16 protein-coding genes are annotated in these 20,123 nt (G+C 65.9%); 11 read left to right on the top strand and 5 right to left on the bottom strand.

Features of this window, described 5'->3' with window-relative positions:
• Positions 1 to 4 precede the first annotated feature (4 nt).
• Positions 5 to 4,744, bottom strand: coding sequence for a glutamate synthase-related protein (locus tag HV701_RS12590; protein ID WP_175133360.1), 4,740 nt, complete (start codon positions 4,742 to 4,744; stop codon positions 5 to 7).
• A 357-nt stretch (positions 4,745 to 5,101) separates the two neighbouring features.
• Entirely contained in the window at positions 5,102 to 5,902 is an 801-nt protein-coding gene (locus HV701_RS12585) for a hypothetical protein (protein WP_175133359.1), read from the bottom strand.
• 235 nt (positions 5,903 to 6,137) lie between these two features.
• On the opposite strand from HV701_RS12585, the gene fghA reads away from it, so the two are divergent.
• The 3 genes from fghA (at position 6,138) to rpoH (ending at position 8,842) form a co-directional block, all read left to right on the top strand.
• A complete protein-coding gene (gene fghA, locus HV701_RS12580; protein ID WP_175133358.1) occupies positions 6,138 to 7,001 on the top strand; it encodes an S-formylglutathione hydrolase in 864 nt (287 codons plus the stop codon).
• A gap of 96 nt (positions 7,002 to 7,097) precedes the next feature.
• A complete protein-coding gene (locus HV701_RS12575; RefSeq protein ID WP_175133357.1) occupies positions 7,098 to 7,787 on the top strand; it encodes a hypothetical protein in 690 nt (229 codons plus the stop codon).
• 170 nt (positions 7,788 to 7,957) lie between these two features.
• Positions 7,958 to 8,842 carry an RNA polymerase sigma factor RpoH gene (gene rpoH, locus HV701_RS12570; protein WP_175133356.1) on the top strand — a complete coding sequence of 295 codons (885 nt, stop codon included), beginning with the start codon at positions 7,958 to 7,960 and terminating at the stop codon, positions 8,840 to 8,842.
• A 323-nt stretch (positions 8,843 to 9,165) separates the two neighbouring features.
• Here rpoH and cpdA read toward each other — a convergent pair whose 3' ends face one another.
• Positions 9,166 to 10,008: a 3',5'-cyclic-AMP phosphodiesterase gene (gene cpdA / locus HV701_RS12565; RefSeq protein ID WP_175133355.1), complete on the bottom strand. Its 843-nt coding sequence runs from the start codon at positions 10,006 to 10,008 to the stop codon at positions 9,166 to 9,168.
• A 188-nt stretch (positions 10,009 to 10,196) separates the two neighbouring features.
• Here cpdA and HV701_RS12560 point away from each other — a divergent pair, with 188 nt between their 5' ends.
• A complete protein-coding gene (locus HV701_RS12560; RefSeq protein WP_175133354.1) occupies positions 10,197 to 12,968 on the top strand; it encodes a cation:proton antiporter in 2,772 nt (923 codons plus the stop codon).
• Between the two features lie 21 nt (positions 12,969 to 12,989).
• On the opposite strand, the gene HV701_RS12555 is transcribed toward HV701_RS12560, so the two are convergent.
• Entirely contained in the window at positions 12,990 to 13,796 is an 807-nt protein-coding gene (locus HV701_RS12555) for an NUDIX hydrolase (protein ID WP_175133353.1), read from the bottom strand.
• Positions 13,797 to 14,088: 292 nt separating this feature from the next.
• Between HV701_RS12555 and coxB the strand changes: the two genes are divergently transcribed.
• From coxB to HV701_RS12530, 5 genes are all read left to right on the top strand, one after another.
• Positions 14,089 to 15,246: a cytochrome c oxidase subunit II gene (gene coxB / locus HV701_RS12550; RefSeq protein WP_175133352.1), complete on the top strand. Its 1,158-nt coding sequence runs from the start codon at positions 14,089 to 14,091 to the stop codon at positions 15,244 to 15,246.
• 98 nt (positions 15,247 to 15,344) lie between these two features.
• Positions 15,345 to 16,952, top strand: coding sequence for a cytochrome c oxidase subunit I (ctaD, locus tag HV701_RS12545; RefSeq protein ID WP_049070636.1), 1,608 nt, complete (start codon positions 15,345 to 15,347; stop codon positions 16,950 to 16,952).
• Positions 16,953 to 16,987: 35 nt separating this feature from the next.
• Complete coding sequence (locus tag HV701_RS12540) at positions 16,988 to 17,116, top strand: cytochrome oxidase small assembly protein (protein WP_020925592.1); 129 nt, start codon at positions 16,988 to 16,990, stop codon at positions 17,114 to 17,116.
• 6 nt (positions 17,117 to 17,122) lie between these two features.
• Positions 17,123 to 17,347, top strand: coding sequence for a DUF2970 domain-containing protein (locus tag HV701_RS12535; protein WP_006388094.1), 225 nt, complete (start codon positions 17,123 to 17,125; stop codon positions 17,345 to 17,347).
• 38 nt (positions 17,348 to 17,385) lie between these two features.
• Complete coding sequence (locus tag HV701_RS12530; RefSeq protein WP_175133351.1) at positions 17,386 to 18,261, top strand: cytochrome c oxidase subunit 3; 876 nt, start codon at positions 17,386 to 17,388, stop codon at positions 18,259 to 18,261.
• 162 nt (positions 18,262 to 18,423) lie between these two features.
• On the opposite strand, the gene HV701_RS12525 is transcribed toward HV701_RS12530, so the two are convergent.
• The gene (locus HV701_RS12525) at positions 18,424 to 18,624 is read right to left on the bottom strand and encodes a twin transmembrane helix small protein (RefSeq protein WP_006388096.1); all 201 of its coding nucleotides are present in this window, start codon (positions 18,622 to 18,624) and stop codon (positions 18,424 to 18,426) included.
• A 36-nt stretch (positions 18,625 to 18,660) separates the two neighbouring features.
• Between HV701_RS12525 and HV701_RS12520 the strand changes: the two genes are divergently transcribed.
• Positions 18,661 to 19,458 carry an SURF1 family protein gene (locus tag HV701_RS12520; protein WP_175133350.1) on the top strand — a complete coding sequence of 266 codons (798 nt, stop codon included), beginning with the start codon at positions 18,661 to 18,663 and terminating at the stop codon, positions 19,456 to 19,458.
• A 45-nt stretch (positions 19,459 to 19,503) separates the two neighbouring features.
• Positions 19,504 to 20,118, top strand: a complete 615-nt coding sequence (locus HV701_RS12515) for an SCO family protein (RefSeq protein ID WP_236755351.1) — start codon at positions 19,504 to 19,506, stop codon at positions 20,116 to 20,118.
• Positions 20,119 to 20,123 lie beyond the last annotated feature (5 nt).

Raw genomic sequence — 20,123 nt, 5'->3', positions numbered from 1 at the left:
TCCCTCACGCAGCCAGTTGTTGCGGGTTGGCTGCACGCCACATTTCACCCAATGCGCGGCGGTAGTCCGTCGGCATGATCTTTACGAATTTGCCGCGCGAGGCCTCCCAGTCGCCCAGGATTTCGCGGGCGCGGAAGCTGCCGGTGTAGCGGAAGTGGTCTTCCACCAGGCGGCGCAGGATGGCTTCATCGGTTTCGCGCTCGCCGCCGCGCTGCGCGCTGTGCCAGACGTCGATGTTGTTCTGGGCCTGTTGCTCGGCATGCGGCAGCACGGGTTCCAGTTCGACCATCGACAGGTTGGCGCGCTGCTTGAGCGTGCGTTCCGGATCCCACACGTAGGCCACGCCGCCCGACATGCCGGCGGCGAAGTTGCGGCCGGTGGCGCCCAGCACCACCACGGTGCCACCCGTCATGTATTCGCAGCCGTGATCGCCAGTGCCTTCCACCACGGTGGCGGCGCCCGAGTTGCGCACCGCGAAGCGTTCGCCGGCCACGCCGTTGAAGAAGGCCTCTCCCGCCAGCGCGCCGTACAGGACGGTGTTGCCGGCGATGATGTGGTCGGGGCCGAAGCCGCGGAAATCATTGGGCGAACGCACGATGATGCGGCCGCCCGACAGGCCCTTGCCGACGTAGTCGTTGCCCTCGCCCACCAGATCCATGGTGATGCCGTGCGCCAGGAACGCGCCGAAACTCTGGCCGGCGGTGCCGTTGCACTGGATGTGGATGGTGTCATCGGGCAGGCCGTCGTGGCCGTAGCGCGCCGCCACCGCGCCCGACAGCATGGCGCCGATGGTGCGGTTGCGGTTGCGCACCGGCACGATGAACGAGACCTTCTCGCCCCGTTCCAGCGCCGGTTTGCTGCGTTCGATCAACTGGTGATCCAGCGCGCCGGCCAGGCCGTGATCCTGCGTTTCGGTCTGGCGCACGTCGGCGTCGGACTGGGTCTGGTGGAACACGCGGGTGAAGTCCAGGCCCTGCGCCTTCCAGTGGGACACGCCCGAGCGCATGTCGAGCAGATCGGCGCGGCCGATCAGGTCGTCGAACTTGCGGATGCCCAACTGGGCCATGATTTCGCGCACTTCCTCGGCGATGAAGAAGAAGAAGTTGACGACGTGTTCGGGCTTGCCCTGGAACTTCTTGCGCAGTTCCGGATCCTGCGTGGCCACGCCCACCGGGCAGGTATTCAGGTGGCACTTGCGCATCATGATGCAGCCTTCGACGACCAGCGGGGCCGTGGCGAAGCCGAATTCGTCGGCGCCCAGCAGCGCACCGATGACGACGTCGCGGCCGGTCTTCATCTGGCCGTCGGCCTGCACGCGGATACGGCTGCGCAGGCGGTTCAGCACCAGCGTCTGCTGGGTTTCGGCCAGGCCCAGTTCCCACGGCGTGCCCACATGCTTGATGGACGACACCGGCGAGGCGCCCGTGCCGCCGTCATGGCCGGCGATCACGACGTGGTCGGCCTTGGCCTTGGCCACGCCCGCGGCCACCGTGCCGACGCCGACTTCCGACACCAGCTTGACCGAGATCGAGGCCTTGGCATTGACGTTCTTCAGGTCGTGGATCAGCTGCGCCAGGTCTTCGATCGAGTAGATGTCATGGTGCGGCGGCGGCGAGATCAGGCCCACGCCCGGCACCGAATAGCGCAGCTTGGCGATGTATTCCGAGACCTTGTGGCCGGGCAACTGGCCGCCTTCGCCGGGCTTGGCGCCCTGCGCCATCTTGATCTGGATCTGGTCGGCCGACGACAGGTATTCGGCGGTGACGCCGAAGCGGCCCGAGGCCACCTGCTTGATCTTCGAGCGCAGCGAGTCGCCCTTCTTGAGCGCGACATCCGCTTCGATACGATCCGAGCCCAGCACCGAGGCCAGCGTGTCGCCGTCCTTGATGCCGCTGCGGCCGTCGCGCATTTCGGCGCGGTAGCGCAGTTCGTCCTCGCCGCCTTCGCCGGTGTTGGACTTGCCGCCGATGCGGTTCATGGCCACGGCCAGCACCGAGTGCGCTTCGGTCGAGATCGAGCCGAGCGACATGGCGCCGGTGGCGAAGCGCTTGACGATTTCCTTGGCCGGTTCGACGTCATCGAGCGGGATGGCGCGCGACGGATCGAAGCGGAACTCGAACAGGCCGCGCAGCGTCATGTGGCGGCGGCTCTGGTCGTTGATGATCTGCGCGTACTCTTTGTACGTGCGGTAGTTGTTGGCGCGCGAGGCGTGCTGCAGCTTGGCGATGGAGTCGGGCGTCCACATGTGCTCTTCGCCACGCACGCGGTAGGCGTATTCGCCGCCCGCATCCAGGTCGTTGGCCAGGACCGGGTCGCTGCCGAACGCGGCGCGATGCTGGCGCAGCGCTTCCTCGGCCACCTGGAAAATGCCAATGCCTTCGATGTTGGAGGCGGTGCCGGTGAAGTACTTGTTCACCAGACTGCTCTGCAGGCCGACCGCTTCGAAGATCTGCGCGCCGGTGTACGACATGTAGGTGGAGATGCCCATCTTGGACATCACTTTGTTCAGGCCCTTGCCGATCGCCTTGATGAAGTTCTTGACGGCCTTGTCCGGGTCGTTCATCTTGCCCAGCGATTCCAGCGCCAGGTAGGGGTGGATGGCTTCGGCGCCGTAGCCGCCCAGCAGCGCGAAATGATGCACTTCGCGGGCCGAGCCGGTTTCCACCACCAGGCCGGTGTTGGTACGCAGGCCGGCGCGGATCAGGTGCTGGTGCACCGCCGAGGTGGCCAGCAGCGCCGGAATCGCCACGCGTTCGCTATCGACCAGGCGGTCGGACACGATCAGGATGTTGTAGCCGCTTTGCACCGCGTCCACGGCGCGCGCGCACAGCGCCGCCACGCGGGCTTCGATACCCTCGGAGCCCCAGGCCGCCGGATAGGTGATGTCGAGTTCGTAGCTGCGGAATTTCTTGCCCGTCACCTGCTCGATGTCGCGGATCTGCGCCATGGCGGCGAAGTCCAGCACCGGCTGCGACACTTCCAGGCGCAGCGGCGGATTGACGTTGTTGATGTCCAGCAGGTTGGGCTTGGGGCCGATGAACGACACCAGCGACATCACCATCTGCTCACGGATCGGGTCGATCGGCGGGTTGGTGACCTGGGCGAACAGCTGGCGGAAATAGTTGTAGAACGGCTTGGCGCGGTCGGACAGCACAGCCAGCGGGGCGTCGTTGCCCATCGAGCCGATCACTTCCTCGCCGGTCGAGGCCATCGGTTCCAGGATGAACTTGTAATCTTCCTGGGTCCAGCCGAAAGCCTGCTGGCGATCCAGCAGCGACACCGACGATTGCGTGGCGACAGCGGCCTGGCGCGGGGCCGGCAGCGACTCCAGCTTGATCTGCAGGCGCTCGATCCATTGGCGGTACGGCCGGCTGTTGGCCAGTTGCAGCTTGATCTCGGCGTCGTCGATGATGCGGCCCTGTTCCAGGTCGATCAGGAACATCTTGCCCGGCTGCAGGCGCCACTTCTTGACGATGCGGTTCTCGGGAATCGACAGGGTGCCGGCTTCCGAGGCCAGGATGACCATATCGTCGTCCGTCACCAGGTAGCGGGCCGGGCGCAGGCCGTTGCGGTCGAGCGTGGCGCCGATCTGGCGGCCGTCGGTGAAGGCGACCGCGGCGGGGCCGTCCCACGGCTCCATCATGGCGGCGTGGTATTCGTAGAAAGCGCGGCGGCTTTCGTCCATCTGCGTGTGCTGCTCCCAGGCTTCCGGGATCATCATCATCATGGCGTGGGCCAGCGAATAGCCCGAGTTCACCAGCAGTTCGAGGCAGTTGTCGAACGTGGCGGTGTCCGACTGGCCTTCGTAGACGATGGGGTACAGCTTCTTCAGGTCGTCGCCCAGCACCGCCGACTGCATCATGCCTTCGCGGGCGCGCAGCCAGTTGAAGTTGCCCTTGACCGTATTGATTTCGCCGTTGTGGGCGATCATGCGGTACGGGTGGGCCAGCGGCCAGGCCGGGAAGGTGTTGGTCGAGAAGCGTTGGTGCACCAGCGCCAGGGCCGACACGGTGCGCGGGTCGGCCAGGTCGCGGTAGTAGCGGCCGACCTGGTCGGCCAGCAGCAGGCCTTTGTAGACCACGGTGCGCACCGAGGCCGAGGGCACGAAGTATTCCTTGCCATGCGCCAGGTGCATGTTCTGGATGGCGTGGCTGGCGGTCTTGCGGATCACGTACAGCTTGCGCTCGAGCGCGTCCGGCACCATCACGTCGGCGCCGCGGCCGATGAACAGCTGGCGGATCACGGGTTCGCAGTCGCGCACGGTGGGCGACATCGGCATGTCGACGTCCACCGGCACGTCGCGCCAACCCAGCACAACCTGGCCTTCGGCGCGCACCGAGCGTTCCAGCTCCTGCTCGCAGGCCAGGCGCGAGGCGGTTTCCTTGGGCAGGAACACCATCGCCACGCCATACTCGCCGGGCGGCGGCAGCGTGACGCCATGCTGCGCGAACTCGTCGCGGTACAGCGTATCGGGAATCTGGATCAGGATGCCGGCGCCGTCGCCCATCAGCTTGTCAGCGCCCACCGCGCCGCGGTGATCCAGGTTTTCCAGGATCTTCAGGCCTTGCTGGATGATGGCGTGGCTTTTCTTGCCCTTGATATGCGCCACGAAACCCACGCCACAGGCGTCATGTTCGTTCTTGGGGTGGTACAGGCCCTGGGCAGGCGGCAGACCGATGCGGCTGGCATCGATCGGGGTCGCCTTGGGGGTGGGACAGGAATCGTTCGGAAGGATTTGGGGCATGGCGTGCTCCGCAGTAAAGACTGCGTTCTAATGTTGCAGTGCAGGATCGGACAATACCCCCACGCGCAGTAGGGCGCAACAGAAACATACGGGGTGTGACCCTATTTAATTAGGCGCACTGCCATAGGGCATTAATATAGGGACATAGCAACTGGCGCGCCAATAAAGGCTGTCCAGACCCATGGGGTCTCCCGGGTCGGTTCCGGGTAGGTGGAATCCCTATTTCCCTCTTTATGTGTCCCTGTTTATTGTGATGCTTTTTGGCTGCGGGAACGGCCTCGCGGCGCGCGGGATGGGTGTGCCCTCCCGCCACGGGCGGGTCGGGCAGGCATGAAAAAAGCGCCCGAAGGCGCTGTGTCAGGATGCGGAGCTGGAACCGGCGCCCGGGCCGGGCCCGTTGCCGTTGCCGGCTGGCGGCGCCGGCGTGGTGGCCGGGGGCGTGTCGGTATCGGCGCCGGCTGGCGCGGCGGGTTTCTTGCGCGGACGCCCCCGCTGGCCGGGCGCCACGCGCCGGCTGGCGGTATGGGCCAGGCTGGCGATGAAGCTCGGGCCGCCCAGCGCCCATTGGCCGGAGACGGCCTGGTCGATGCGCTGCGATTCCTCGCGCGACAGGCCATCCTGCAGGCGCTTGCGGTAATTGGCCTGGCGGTCGAACGGCGTGTTGCCGCAGGCCCAGTAGTCGGCGTGGTCGGACTGCCATTGCGCCGGCGCGGCTGTTGTATTGCCGGTGTGGCTGGAGGCCGATGACCAAGGCCAGGAGTCGGGATCCTGCGACGCGCCGCTGCGTACCGGGTAGGTTTCCAGCCAGACCAGCGCGGGCAGCACCCAGGCGCCGGGTTCGAGCAAGGCCGAGCGGTAGCGGCCGGCAAACACCCGCCCGCCACGCAGGCGCGCGGCCAGGTTGCGGCCCAGGGTCTGCATCAGGCGCGGCAGGCCCTCTTCGTCGGCCGGCGTCGCGAGCAGCAGAATGCGATCGTTGGCCAGCAGCCAGCCGTGCACTGAGACGCGATGGCGCTGGGCGGATTCGCCCAGCCACGTGGCGAGCTGGTTGAGGATATCGGCCGGGGCGGGCTGCGACGGCGCCGCCAGCGGCTGGATGAAATTGGCCTGCACCAGTTGGGGCAGCCCAGGGGCGTACAGACGGGGCAGACGGGCCATAGTGTCAGGGCTTGCGCTTCCAGAAGAACGGGTTGTCTTCTCTCACGTATATAAATAGTGCCACGGTGGACGCTGGTCAAGCCCCGTAAGCACAATATGGGCACGGAATCGATACTTTTTGTGGGAAGGACTCCGTTTCGGGCAGGTTAACATTCGGCGACGGATCGTCGTACCGTGGATATACCCTAATCCCGCCCGAATTTTTCTTCCTATTTCAGACCCGGAGACCCCTGCCATGCCCGCCGCCCTGGAACTCATTTCCCAGCATCGTTGTTTCGGCGGCTCGCAGCGCTATTACCGCCACGACTCGGCCGAGATCGGCCTGCCGATGCGGTTCTCGGTGTTCGTGCCGCCCCAGGCCGAGCAGGGGCCGGTGCCGGTACTGTTCTATCTGGCCGGCCTGACCTGCACCGAGGAAACCTTCATGATCAAGGCTGGCGCCCAGCGCCTGGCGGCCGAGCTCGGTGTCATGCTGGTGGCGCCCGACACCAGCCCGCGCGGCGCCAACGTGCCCGGCGAGGATGAAAGCTGGGATCTTGGCACCGGCGCCGGCTTCTACCTGGATGCCACCACCGGCCCCTGGCGCGATCATTACCGCATGGACAGCTACGTGACGCGCGAACTGCATGCCATCGTCACTGGCGTCCTGCCCGGCGATGCGGCGCGGGTCGGCATCTTCGGGCATTCGATGGGCGGTCATGGCGCCCTGGTGCTGGCGTTGCGCAACCCGGGCAAGTTCCGGTCGGTCTCGGCCTTCGCGCCGATCGCCGCGCCCAGCCAATGCCCCTGGGGCAAGAAGGCATTCGGCGCCTACCTGGGTGACAAGCCCGACGATTGGGCCGCCTACGATGCGTCGGCGCTGATGCGCGGCCTGCGCCAGCCGTTTCCCGCGGGCATCCTGGTCGACCAGGGCACGGCCGACCAGTTCCTGGCCGAGCAGTTGTATCCCGAGGTATTCGAGGCGGCCTGCGCCGCCGCCGGCCAGCCGCTGGCGCTGCGCCGCCAGGAAGGTTACGACCATGGCTATTACTTCATCTCGACCTTCATCGAGGATCACATCCGGTTTCACGTCGAGCGGCTTGGAAAACCGGCGGGCTGATGCCTCGCTTCTATACTGGGCGGCCTGCCGTGGCAGGCCCGCGACGCCTGGCGTCCGGGGCCCGACCACGGCGTTCCCCGCATAGGATCGCCTGATTTGATCAACGGAATCGCTCCCTTCGTCTGGATCTTGCTGGCCGCGGTGGTCGTATTCCTGCCGGGCCTGGCGATGCTGTTGGGCCGCGGCGGCCCGCGTGATGAGCGCGGCCGGCGTACCTTCCAGTTCCGCCCGGTGCGGCGCCTGTTCGGCCTGATGCTGCTGCTACTGGGCGGGGTGTCGGGGTTGCTGGCGTTGTCGCTGGTGCAGTTCTTCCGCCTGACCGCCGACGAACCCGTGGCCCGCATCGAGGTGCGCCAGCAGGCTGAGGGTCAGTTCCTGGTCAATGCCAGCGCGTCAGGCGTGGGCGACAAGCCGTACGTGCTCTACGGCGACCAGTGGCAGATCGATGCGCGGGTGGTGCGTTGGCGTCTGCCGGCCCTGATGGCCGGCGCGCCGCCGCTGTACCGCCTGGAACGCCTGTCGGGCCGCTACAGCGACGCCGCGCGCGAGGCATCGGCCACCCGATCCGTCCATGCGCTGGATGACTGGCCGGCGCCGGACCTGGGTTCGCTCAAGCAGCGCTTTCCGAACTGGTTCCCGTTCGTCGATGTCCAATTTGGCAGCGCGGCCTATATGCCGCTGTTCGACGGCGCGAAGTACCAGATCTATATGGATCCCCGTGGCGCGTTGTTCGTGCGTCCGGACGGCGAGGCCACCGCGGCCGGCCTGAAACGGCTGGGCTGGTAGGCGCAAGCTCCCGGCCGGCGCAGGTCCGGCAACCGGTGTGGATTTAAAATAGGGACATACCGGAAAAACGAAACTTTGACGCGCCGCAATAGTCGAATTAGCACTCCCTTTGCTAGAGTGCTAACATCGAATCCATGTCTTTACCCCTTCGCTTTCCGGAGACCGCCGCAATGAAGCAACCCAGTACCTCGTTGGCCACTTCCGGCAACGCCCTGGCGTTGGCCATCGCCAATCCGGGCGCACTTGGCACCATTGATGCCTACATCTCGGCCGTGAACCGCCTGCCGGTGTTGTCGGCCGAACGTGAAACCGAACTCGGTCGCCGCCTGCGCGACAGCGAAGACCTGGGCGCGGCGCGCGAGCTGGTGCTGTCGCACCTGCGCCTGGTGGTGTCGGTGGCGCGCCAGTACCTGGGCTACGGATTGCCCCATGCCGACCTGATCCAGGAAGGCAATGTCGGCCTCATGAAGGCCGTCAAGCGCTTCGATCCCGAGCGCGGCGTGCGCCTGGTGTCGTTCGCCGTGCACTGGATCAAGGCCGAAATCCACGAATACATCATCCGCAACTGGCGCCTGGTCAAGGTGGCGACCACCAAGGCCCAGCGCAAGCTGTTCTTCAATCTGCGCAGCATGCGCCCGGACGGCCAGACGCTGGATCCGGACCAGGTCGATCACATCGCGCGCGAACTCAACGTGCGCCGCGAAGACGTCAGCGAAATGGAAGTGCGCATGTCCGGCCGCGACATGTCGCTCGAAAACCAGGACGACGATGACGACAGCTTCGCGCCCATCGCCTACCTGTCCGACGACGGCCGCCAGGAACCGACCCGCGTGCTGGAACGCGCCGCGCGCGACCAGTTGCAGAGCGCGGGGCTGTCGAGCGCGCTGGAAGCGCTGGACCCGCGTTCGCGCCGCATCGTCGAAGCCCGTTGGCTGCAGGATGACGGTGGCGCCACGCTGCATGAGCTGGCACAGGAATTCGGCGTGTCGGCCGAGCGTATCCGCCAGATCGAAGCCGCCGCGTTGAAGAAGATGCGTGGCAGCCTGGCTGCCTGATTCCTCGCTGCAAGCATGCCAAGGGCCGCGATCGCGGCCCTTTTCTTTTGCGGTGACACAGGCGTGGCACCGGGGACGGGCGCCGCCGGGGCCGTTGTGGCGTCAAGCCAATAAATTGATACAAATTCACCCCGAATTAACGCGCGTTTTCAGAAACTTAATGGAGCACGCGCCGCCTAACTTCACGTAGACCGCGAACTTTGGTTGGCAGTCTTGTCATCCGTCTCGGCTTCTCCTCTTTCCCCTCCCCTATGAGACGGATGCTTGCGGGGCACCACGCATATGGTGCCCCGTTTTTTATGCGCGCGCGCAGCGTGCGGCGCTCAAGCCGCCCGCATGCTGTCCGGATCGGGTTGCGTGGCCGTGTGCCACAGCGCATCCTGCACGCGCCGCACGCCGGTGGCCATGGAACCGTCCTGGTAGAGCTTGATCCAGCGGTAGCCGGGCGCCAGGTTGTCGACCACGTGCTTGCCGTCGCGGATGCTGAACTGGAAGCAGGTGGACGGCGTGGCCAGCATGCGCAGGTTGTGGCGGCGGCGGTCGAATTCATGGTGCACATGGCCCCACAGCAGCACGCGCACTTGCGGCCAGCGCGTCAGCAACTTGAACAGCGCCTGCGGGTTGTCGATCATCATCGAGTCATGCCAGTGACTGTCGATCTGCATGGGGTTGTGGTGCATGGCCAGCAAGGTATGCCGGCCGGGCGCTGCGGCCAGCGCGGCTTCCAGCAGATCCAGTTGGCTGTCGGGCAGGTGCCCGGCGTTCGAGCCGGGCACGGTGGTGTCCAGCGAAACCACGCGCCAGGCGCCCACGTCGCTGACCGGGGCCGACCAGTCGGGCAGTTCCTGGCGCATGGCGGCGGGCAGGTCATGGTTGCCGGGCAGGCAGCGGATCCGGGCGCCCTCCAGCGCGGGCGCGGCGCCCAGCATGGCGGCCAGGCGCCGGTAGGCCGCGGGCTCGCCGTCCTGGGACAGGTCGCCGGTCGCCAGCAGCAGGTCGGGGTGCTTGCCGTCGGCTTCGATCTGGCGCAGCACCGCGCGCAGGCTGGCGTCGGTGTTGACGCCCAGCATCACCGTGTCGGGTTCGCCGAACAGATGGCAATCGGTCAATTGGACGAGCATGGCCGGGGCATCGTTGCGGCGGGCCAGGGTGTGGACGCGTGCCAAGTGCGGCTCCTGCGAAGTTTGTGCACGGGCTTCTACCTTACCGAAAAAACGCGTCCCGGCGCGCATCGGGCGGCGCGATCGGGGTAACGAAACGTGCACCGTCATGGCCGCTCGCCGGAATCGGCCGGAAACCCGCTATTCTTGTGAAACTTCTCACAAGCTTCATGATCGGGACGCGGGCGTTTTCCATGGATGTAGGGTTTCTCGTATTCGGCCTGGCCGGTCTCCTCACCCTGGTGTGCTTCATGCCGCCGCTGGCCGGCCGCCTCAAGCTGCCGTATTCGGTGCTGCTGGCGATCGTCGGTTGCCTGCTGGGGATCGTCGTGCATCTCCATGGCTGGGCGCCCAGCTGGATTGCCGATTTCCTCGACTCGCTGGAACGCTTCGAGATTTCCTCCGAGACCTTCCTGATGGTGTTCCTGCCGGTGCTGCTGTTCGAGACCGCGCTGGCCATGAACGTACGGCGTCTGATGGACGATATCGGCCCGATCCTGATGATGGCGATTGTGGCGGTGGTGGTATGCACCGTGGTGGTCGGGGTGACGCTGGACGCCATTTCTTCCTATGGCCTGGTGGTGTGCCTGCTGCTGGGCGCCATCGTGGCCACGACCGACCCGGTGGCCGTGGTCGGCATTTTCCGCGAAGTGGGCGCGCCCAAGCGGCTGACCACGCTGGTGGAAGGTGAAAGCCTGTTCAACGACGCCGCGTCCATTGCCCTGTATTCGGTGCTGCTGGCTGTGCTGGGTGGTCATGGCGAACTCAGTGTCAGCGGCATTTTCAATGACTTCATCGTGCACTTCATCGGCGGCGGCATCGCCGGCTACGCCATGGGGCGGCTGGCTTGCTTCCTGTTTGCCTGGCTGCGCGGCTTTCCCACCGCCGAGATCACGCTGACCCTGACGCTGGCCTACCTGTCTTTCTTCATCTCCGAGCACTACCTCAATGTGTCGGGCGTGGTCGCCACGGTGATCGCCGGCCTGGTGGTCGGGTCGACCGGCCGTACCCGCATGTCGCCAACTACCTTCGAGTACCTGTCGAGTGCCTGGGAACAGTTCGGCTTCTGGGCCAACTCCCTGATCTTTCTGTTCGCGGCCATGTTGATCCCCAAGCTGATGGCGGCGGCCGACTGGCAGGAACTGGTGCTGGTGGCGGTGGTGTTCGTGGCGACGCTGGTGGCGCGCGCCATTGTGGTATTCGGCCTGCTGCCGCTGCTGGGCCTGACCCGGCTCGGCACCAAGGTCAGCAATCCCTATAAGGCGGTGATGCTGTGGGGCGGCCTGCGCGGCGCGGTGTCGCTGGCGTTGGCGCTGGCCGTGACCGAGCAGACCGGTGTACCCGAAGAGGCTCGCCAGTTCATCGCCGTGGCCACCACCGGCTTCGTGTTGCTGACGCTGTTCGTCAATGGCATCAGCCTGCGGCCGCTGATCCGCATGCTGGGGTTGAACCAGTTGTCGCCGGTCGAACGCACCATCCGCAACCAGGCGCTGGCGGTGGCGCTGGAAGACCTGCAGGGCAAGACCGACGAGGTGGCCAAGACCGAGCATATCGGCACGGAAGTGCGTGATCGCATCCGCGCCGTGTTCGATGCCAGCCTGACCAGCGTGCACGATGGTCAGGTCAGCCAGATGAGCGACGAACAGCGCGTGGCCGTCGGGCTGGCGATCGTGGCACAGCGCGAGGAAGAAATGTTCTTCGATATCCTCAAGGCGCAGATCGTCGACTGGCGCATGGCGGAAACGCTGCTGGCGCGGGCCGAACGCCTGGAGGATGCGATCCGCATGGGCGGGGTGGCGGGCTTCGAGCGCGCCATCGTCGCCGATGTACGCTATTCCACCGCGTTCCGGCTGGCCCTGCGGCTGCACTACCTGTTCGGCTTCCAGGGCTGGCTGGCGCGCGAGCTGGGCCAGCGTTTCGCCAACTTGATGAGCAAGCGGTCGGTGGCGCAGCGCCTGATCGTGTTCGCGCGCGAACAGATTTCACCGTTGTTGGGCGAGACCGCCACGCAGCGCATCGTGGCGCTGCACCAGCGCCGGCTGGACCTGATCGAGAACGCCATGCAGGCGCTGAACCTGCAGTATCCGTCGTATGCGCAGTGGCTGCAGGAGAGCTATCTGGGCCGGGTGGCGCGCGAGCTGGAGCGGATCCGCTACCGCGACATGCTCGAGCAGTTCCTGATCAGCGGCGAAGTGTACGCCGACCTGATGGCGCAATTGGAGAGCCGCTGGGCTCATATCGACACCCATCCGCCGCTGGACATCGAAATGAGCGCGGCCGACCTGATCAAGCGCGTGCCATTGTTCGAGGGGCTGTCGGCCGATTCGCTGCGCGCCATCAGCAAGCTGCTCAAGCCGCGCCTGTCGCTGCCCGACCAGCGTGTGCTGACCAAGGGCCGGCATGGCGAGGAAATGTGCTTCGTGGCCTCGGGCGCGGTGGCGGTACACCTGCCGGACAACACCATGATCGAGCTGGGCAGCGGCGAGTTCTTCGGTGAACTTGGCCTGCTGGGCGAGCAGCAGATCGCGCCCGAGGTGACATCACTGGGTTACAGCAAGCTGTTGATGCTGTCATCGCGCGATTTCCATGCCCTGTTGGCGCGCGATGAGCACCTGCGCGAGCGCATCCAGGTGGTGGCCAAGCAGCGCTTGCGCGCCATCGAGGTCTGGAAACAATTCTCGCAGGCGAACAACGCGGCGGCGGCGCCGCAGGCGCCCGTGCCATCGCCGGCGCAGGCGGCGGAAGCGGCCGAAGCGGCGGGGGCGACGGCCGACAGCGAGCTCGACACGCGGGCGGTGCAGGCGCTGCGGGCGGTCGAGCCGGGCGTGTCGGCGGCCCCCTCGGCCGCGCCACAGGCTGCCGATGCGCGGCCGGTCATGCCGCAGCAGGTCGAGACGCGCCAGGCCGGGGCGCGCGCAGTCGACCCGCGCGACGCGGAAGCGGCGCCGGGAAGCGCCAGCGCCTGATGGCGGGCCGCGCGCGCCGGCTCAGATTTCGCCGGCCGCGCGGCGCTGCATGATGTCTTCGATGATCACCAGGGCCGCTTCCAGCGTGAATTCGCCCTCGGCCACGCGCCGCACCACCGTATCGACGTCGGCGGCGGCGATCTCCATGACTTCGCCGTCGCGGTTGGCGGGGCGGGCGTCGGCCGCCAGCACGCAGGTGCTGGTGAGCACATCCTCGACCTGGTAACCCTCGGGCAGGCGGCGATGGATACGCAGGATGGTGCGCAGCGGCGAGCGCTGCGCCAGGTCCGGCGCGTCCAGGCCGGCTTCCTCGCCGCATTCGCGCACCAGCGCCGCGTCCAGGGATTCGCCGCTGCCGGCCAGTCCGCCCACCAGGGTGTCCCACATGCCGGGGTCGGTGGATTTGCTGAGCGCGCGCCGGGCGATCCAGATGCGGCCGTCCGGGGTCCAGGCGTTCAGGTGCACGGCCTTGGTCAGCAGGCCCAGCGGCCGCACCGCGGCGCGCTCGATGACGCCGAGCGCGGTGTCGCCGTCCAGCACGTCCAGCAATTCATCGCGCCAACCGCGCAGGCAGTTGGCTTGGCGCAACAGTTGCGCGGCCTGTTCCAGCACGGCGTCGAGCGCCGCGCCGGGGGCCAGGGCCGCGCCGATGCGCAGCGCGTCGGCGTCGGCCTGGATGTGGGCGGCGCCTTGCAACGCGTCACAGGCCGCATGCGTGGCCCAGCCGCAGCGGCGCCCCGCTATATATAGCGCGTGCGCGCCGACGGGGGCGGGTTCCTGGGCGCGGGCGCCCAGGGCGGCATACAGATCGGACAGCTGTTTGGGCATCTTGAGGCGCTGTTAATAAGACTGTCCGCGATTTTATGCCACCCCTGTTTACCCTGGTGCGCAACGGACGCGCGCAAATGGGGGCGGCCGGTATGAATTCAAGAGCACAAACTTACATCCATTTGCGCGTCCGCTATAATCCGCCAGTTTCTTTGTGATTTCGAGTGGGAACGCGGGGGCCGCTCTATCTCCCCCTGCCTAACCCTGCCATCTAATAATTGCGCGTAGTCCTGTTCAGTGACATCCGTGCCACTAGGCGACAAGGGCCCTCGCGCCGTGTTTCGAGGTAAGCATGAAGAAGTGGAGAGGGATACTGGGCGCTTGTGCGCTGCTGATTGGCAGCGCGGCCATTGCCCAGGTGCAGGACATGCCCGGCGGCCCGAAGGTCAATCAGCTGAACCTGCATGAAGGCGTCACGCAAATCACGCGTGATGTGATGTGGTTGCACTGGCTGTTGCTCACGATCTGTATCGTGATTTTCGTCGGCGTCTTCGGAGTGATGTTCTACTCCATCTGGGCGCACCGGAAATCGCGCGGACACAAGGCCGCGACCTTCCACGAGCACCTCGGCGTGGAAGTGGCCTGGACGGTCATCCCCTTCATCATCGTCATCGCCATGGCGTTGCCGGCCACCAAGACGGTCGTCGCCATGAAAGACACTTCCAGCGCCGACCTGACCGTCAAGGTCACCGGCTACCAGTGGAAGTGGGGCTACGAATACCTCGATGGCCCCGCCGCCGGCGTCAAATTCCTCGCCACCCTGTCGACGCCGCGCGCCCAGATCGAAGGCCGCGAGCCCAAGGGCGAGTTCTACCTGATGGAAACGGACAACCACATGGTGGTGCCCGTGGACAAGAAGGTGCGCGTGGTCCTGACCGCCGCCGACGTCATCCACTCGTGGATGGTTCCGGACTTCGGCGTCAAGCAGGATGCGATCCCCGGTTTCCTGCGCGATGCCTGGTTCCGCGCCGAAAAACCCGGCATCTACCGTGGCCAGTGCGCCGAACTGTGCGGCAAGGACCACGCCTTCATGCCCATCGTCGTGGAAGTCCTGGCGCAAGCGGACTACGATAAGTGGGTTGAGGACCAGAAAAAGAAGATGGCGGCAAACGCCGACGATCCCAATAAAGAGTGGACGGAAGCCGAACTGGTTGCCCGTGGCGAGAAGGTCTTCGCCGCCAATTGCGTGGCCTGTCACCAGGCCAACGGCAAGGGCATCCCGGGCAGTTTCCCCGCCCTCGATGGAGACAAGGTTGTGCTGGGCCCGAAAGACGTCCAGATCAACACCGTGCTGAAGGGCAAGCCCGGCACCGCCATGGCGGCGTTCGGTCCCCAGCTCAATGATGTCGAGATCGCCGCGGTCATCAGCTATACGCGCCATGCCTGGAGCAATGCCGGCAAGGGGCAGGACCCGACAGTGATGCCGAAGGACGTGGCGGCCGCGCGTTGATCGCGCCCGCTTCCCAACGCAGAGCTGGTTCCGTTTAGTCAGAGATACCCTGCCGGTTCCGTGGAACGGGGCCGGCACTCAGCAGGAAGGAGTCCATCATGAGCAGCGTCACTGTAGACCACGTGTCGCCGGGCCACGGCCACGGTCACGATGACCACCACCACGCCACCCCCACCGGCTGGCGTCGCTGGCTTTTCGCCACCAATCACAAAGACATCGGGACGATGTATCTCATCTTCTCGTTCGTCATGCTGCTCGAAGGCGGCACGCTGGCGCTGCTGCTGCGTACCGAGCTGTTCGAGCCGGGCCTGCAGTTCTTCCGCCCCGAGCTGTTCAACCAGTTCACCACCATGCACGGCCTGATCATGGTGTTCGGCGCCATCATGCCGGCCTTCGTGGGCTTCGCCAACTGGATGATCCCGATGCAGATCGGCGCGTCCGACATGGCCTTCGCGCGCATGAACAACTTCAGCTTCTGGCTGCTGCCGGTGGCCGCGATCATGCTGACGGCGTCGTTCTTCGTGCCGGGAGGCGCCACCGCCGCCGGCTGGACGCTGTACGCGCCGCTGTCGCTGCAGATGGGCCCGGGCATGGACCTGGCCATCTTCGCCATGCACATCATGGGCGCGTCCTCGATCATGGGCGCCATCAACATCATCGTGACCGTGCTGAACATGCGCGCGCCCGGCATGACGCTGATGAAGATGCCGCTGTTCTGCTGGACCTGGCTGATCACCGCCTTCCTGCTGCTGGCCGTGATGCCGGTGCTGGCCGCCGCCATCACCATGGTGCTGACCGACCGCCACTTCGGCACCGGCTTTTTCAACGCCGCCGCCGGCGGCGACCCGGTGCTGTACCAGCACGTGTTCTGGTTCTTCGGGCACCCCGAGGTCTACATCATGATCCTGCCGGCGTTCGGCATCGTGTCGGCCATCGTGCCCGCGTTCGCCCGCAAGAAGCTGTTCGGCTATGCCTCGATGGTATATGCCACCGCCTCGATCGCCGTGCTGTCGTTCATCGTCTGGGCCCACCACATGTTCACCACCGGCATGCCGGTGACCGGGCAGCTGTACTTCATGTACGCCACCATGCTCATCTCCATTCCGACCGGAGTGAAGGTGTTCAACTGGGTTGCCACCATGTGGCGCGGTTCGATGACGTTCGAGACGCCGATGCTGTTCTCGATCGGCTTTATCTTCGTGTTCACGATGGGCGGCTTCACCGGCCTGATCCTGTCGGTCGCGCCGATCGACATCCAGGTGCATGACACCTATTACGTGGTGGCCCACTTCCACTACGTGCTGGTGGCCGGCTCCCTGTTCGCGCTGTTCGCCGGCACCTACTACTGGCTGCCCAAGTGGACGGGCCGCATGTACAGCGAAAAGCTGGGCAAGCTGCACTTCTGGTCGACGCTGATCTCGTTCAACGTGACCTTCTTCCCGATGCACTTCCTGGGCCTGGCCGGCATGCCGCGTCGCTACGCCGACTACGCTGCGCAGTTCACGACGTTCCACCAGATCGCCACCATCGGCGCTTTCTGGTTCGGCCTGTCGCAACTGATCTTCCTGTGGGCGGTGCTGCGCTGCTACATGGGCAAGGGCGAAAAGGCCACGGCCAAGCCGTGGGAGGGCGCCGAAGGGCTGGAATGGACGGTGCCGTCGCCCGCGCCATTCCACACCTTCGAGACGCCGCCCGAAGTCAAGTGAGCGCCGATTCCAACCCCGTAACAGGCAGCATGGCCATGACACCCGAGCAGCGCCGACGCAACAAGATCGCAGGACTGGTTCTGCTGGTATTCGTCATCGCCGTGTTCGCCTGGACCGTGTTCCGCGGTTCGGCGCTGCTGGCGGGCAAGGCCATTGGCGGATAGCGAGCCATGAGCGACGACCTGCGTGAATCCGCCCAGCGCAAGCTGAGCTTCTTCCAGACGATGAAGGCGGTGGCGTGGGGATTTTTTGGCGTCCGCAAGGGCGCGGGCTATCGCGAGGACAGCGCCAGGCTCAATCCCGTCCATGTGATCGTGGCGGGGTTGCTGGCGGCGGCGATCTTCGTGGCCGTGCTGGTGTTAATTGTGCGTTGGGCGGTATCCAGCCTGACTTGAATCACTTAATTCTATAAATCAGTACCAGGGAGAAAGCCATGAGTGCAAGCCACTCGGTTCAAGGTAAAGAGGCACCCTATTACTTCGTGCCCGCCGACTCGGGCCACCCCGTGCGCACGGCCGTGGCGCTGCTGTTCATGGGCCTGGGCGCCGCGGGCTGGATCAACGGCGTGAGTTGGGCCAAATGGTCGGTGCTGGCCGGCTTCATCGGGCTGATCGTGGTGCTGTATTACTGGTTCGGCGATGCCATCCAGGAGTCCGAGGCCGGCCTGAACAGCAAGCGCATCGACGGCTCCTACCGCTGGGGCATGAGCTGGTTCATCTTCTCGGAAGTGATGTTCTTCGCGGCGTTCTTTGGCGCCCTCTGGTACGTGCGCACCATCACCACGCCGTGGCTGGGCGACATGGACCACCGCTTGATGCTGTGGCCCGACTTCCAGGCGGTGTGGCCCAACCTAGGCCCGGCCGGCGTGGTCGAGCCCTTCCAGACCGTGGGCCCGTTCTGGCTGCCGACCATCAACACCGCGCTGCTGCTGAGCTCGGGCGTGACGCTGACCATCGCTCACCACGCGCTGCGCGAGAACCACCGCGGCAAGACCATGTTCTGGCTGGCCGCCACGGTCATCCTGGGTTTCATCTTCGTGGCCTGCCAGGCCGCTGAATACCACCACGCGTACACCGAGCTGAACCTCAAGTTCAACTCGGGCGCTTACGGTTCGCTGTTCTACATGCTGACCGGCTTCCATGGTTTCCATGTGATTCTGGGCGCCACGATGCTGACGGTCATTCTGATCCGCCTGATGCGCGGCCATTTCCGGCCCGATCATCACTTCGGCTTCGAGGGCGCCGCCTGGTACTGGCACTTCGTGGACGTGGTGTGGCTGGGCCTGTATCTGTTCGTCTACTGGTTCTAAGACGCGGGGCCCGGCAGCGCCGGGCCGATCCGCCGGACGGGGCGAGGCTGGCGGGCCGCCGGGAAACCGGCGCCACGGGCCTCGCCCTTCGCTTGCTGGCGGTCCGTGTTCCAATACGGCTGGACCGCGAGGCGCGGACCGGGGAACCGGCCGCGCGCGGGCCTATCTAAAACCGGTGCTTTCGATCCAGCCCATGTGGTGGGCGAACAGCACGAACAGGAACAGGGCCACCGACAGGCCGATGCGCACCGTCAGCGCATTGACCGTGCGGTTGGTGCTGCCTTTGTCCCGCATCAGGTAGACCAGGGCGGATGCCAGACTGGCCAGGATACCGATGAAGGCCAGTACGACGAAAACGCGCATGATGGTCTCCGGACAAAATCGATTGATTCAAGACAAATGGCCCGACCGCATTCAACCCGCTACACGGTAGCCGCTTTGCTCCTGCTGGGGATCGCCGTGGTGATCCTGGCCTCGTTGGGCCAATGGCAGCTGCGGCGGGCCGACGAGCGACGCGACATTCTGGCGGCTATCGAAGCCGGCCGCAAGCAAGCGCCGCTGGCGCTGGCGCCGTCGACCGCGCCGGCCGCCATGAAACCGTGGCGCGTGGCCGAGGCCCGCGGCACCTGGCTGCCCGAGTTCAGTGTACTGCTGGACAACCGCAACCACGACGGCAAGCCCGGCTACTGGCTGGCCACGCCGCTGCTGCTGGATGCCGGCAGCCGCAGCGCGGTGCTGGTGCTGCGCGGCTGGCTGCCGCGGGTGATCCAGGGCCAGGGCGCGCCGGTGCTGCCGGCCACGCCCGAGGGCGTGCAGACCATCAAGGGCGAGCTGTCGCCACGCGTGCCGCGCATGTTTGAATTGTGGTCGCTGGGCGGCCAGGACGCCTCCAGCCTGCCGGCCAGACTGCCCGCGGCCGGCGGCGCGGCGCCGCAGGTGCAGAACCTGCCGCTGGACGCTTATGCAAAGGCCACCGGCTTGACGCTGCTGCCCACCGTGATGAGCCAGTTCGGCAACGGCGAGGACGACGGCCTGGTGCACGACTGGCCGCAACCGTCGGTGAATTTCCAGCAGAACACGGTGTACGCCGTCGAATGGTTCTCCTTTGCCTTGTTTGCCGCCATTGCCTGGCTGGTGGTGCTGGGGGGCGCCATCAAGCGCATGCGCCAACGCGGGACCGACCATCCGGCGGCCTGACCCCCTTTTCCGACAACAGAATCCATGACCCACGTGGCTCGCGACATGACTGCTTCCCAACCCGCCCGGCGCTCGCTGATGCCGATGGTGCTGGTGTTCCTGTGCACGCTGGCGCCGATCGTGGCGGCCTTCGTGGTCTATATGAACCCGCAATGGTGGCCGGCTGACGCCAGCAACTATGGCCAACTGATCGAGCCGCAGCGGCCGATGCCGGCGCCCGAGGCGCTCAAACTGACCACGCTGGACGGCAAGCCGTTCGACCTGGGGAGCCTGAAGGGCAAGTGGCTGCTGGTGGCGGCCGACGGCGCGGCCTGCCCTGAAAGCTGCGCCCGCAAGCTCTACATCACCCGCAACACCCACGCCAGCCAGGGCAAGAACGTCGACCGCCTGGCGCGGGTCTGGTTCATCACCGACGACGGCCCGGTGCCGGACAAGGTGCTGCAGGCCTACCAGGGCACGGTCATGCTGCGCGCCGATCCCGATCAGTTGGCGCGTTTCCTGCTGGCGCGCGACAGCGCGGCCGGTCAACCCGGGCTGGCGCAGCCGATCTGGGTGATTGATCCCCTGGGCAACCTGATGATGCAGTATCCCGCCGACGCCGACGGCGTGAAGGTGCGCAAGGACATCAGCAAGCTGGTCTATAACTCGCGCATCGGTTGAATCGG

The organism is Achromobacter pulmonis, from assembly GCF_902859765.1.
Taxonomy (GTDB): Bacteria; Pseudomonadota; Gammaproteobacteria; order Burkholderiales; family Burkholderiaceae_B; genus Achromobacter; species Achromobacter pulmonis.
Note: the sequence above shows the minus strand (reverse complement) of the source record. Positions and strands in the feature narration are given on the sequence as shown.